The organism is Neochlamydia sp. TUME1, from assembly GCF_000813645.1.
Classification (GTDB): Bacteria; Chlamydiota; Chlamydiia; order Chlamydiales; family Parachlamydiaceae; genus Neochlamydia.
In genome coordinates, this window is the sequence record NZ_JRXI01000250.1 from 1 (window position 1) to 1,036 (window position 1,036).

The window sequence follows — 1,036 nt, forward strand, 5'->3', positions numbered from 1 at the left end:
CGACCCTAGTTTACCTGTGGACTTAGTAAGTTTTCGACCCTGCTCGGGGGCTTGTATCGAGCCGGCACCCCAGTTTTTGGGCCTCCGGAAGGCCCACTAGGGGGCTTGTCGGGTTCGTTTTTGTGTGGAGTGAGATTTTCCAGGAGGGCCGGTTCGACCACGCCTTTAGGTGTGCCCTCGAGTCGCACGCCACAACGATGCCCCCGGTGTGCTCTATCCGTGACCGCATGCGATGGGCGCGTTCGTGCGGCCGTGTTCGGTCTGGACGCTCGCCTCGCCAAAGTCCGGTCCCCCCGGCCAACTTCGACCCGCCATTTCCGTATTTTGATTCTTGCTCGCCAACGGCTGCGAAGTTCGGCCCTCCCGTTGGCGTCCGATGTGCACCGCGGCCTGGCCTATCCAACGAGCCCGGCCTCGCCCGCGGCCCTGTCCGTTGTGGCCATTTGACCCTTCCAGACGCCTGAAAATCACTTTCCGATTTTGGCAACAAATTCGACCCCACGCCCGCACGATCGCTCCCACGCACAAACGGACGCTCACGCGCGCAAGCGCGCCCTCGGCCACACGCGCAAACGCGCTCACAAACGCGTCACGCAAACACACGCACGCACAAACGCCCAGGCGCCGCAAATCGCCCACGCGCACAAACGCGACACGCACGGCCCACGCGCCCACAAACGCACGCACCGACGCCAACGACACGCCACTGGGGATGCGATAAATGCCACGCACGCGTGTGCACGCGTACCAGCATGGCACACGCTCAAACACACCGACGCACGCAGCATTTAAAAGTATGAGAGTAGATGATAGGTGGTCGTCATCTCACTGGTGGCCCTATTCAATAGTTCCGCAGCAGAGTTGCGGAATTTTGTGGTGTTTGGTTGTTTTTTGCCATATCAAACCCCCTATCTCTCGAGTACGGGCCTCTCGCGTGTTTTGGTCCTATTCAATAATTCCGCAGCAGAGTTGCGGAATTTTGTGGTGTTTGGTTGTTTTTTGCCATATCAAACCCCCTTATCTCTCGAGTACGGGC

The 1,036-nt window shown here is 59.2% G+C and carries 1 protein-coding gene; it reads left to right on the plus strand.

Translation table 11 applies throughout. From position 1 onward, the window contains the following. Positions 1-813 precede the first annotated feature (813 nt). Positions 814-1,036 (plus strand): hypothetical protein (locus DB41_RS12435; protein ID WP_238578503.1); only part of this gene is annotated, 223 nt, incomplete at its 3' end.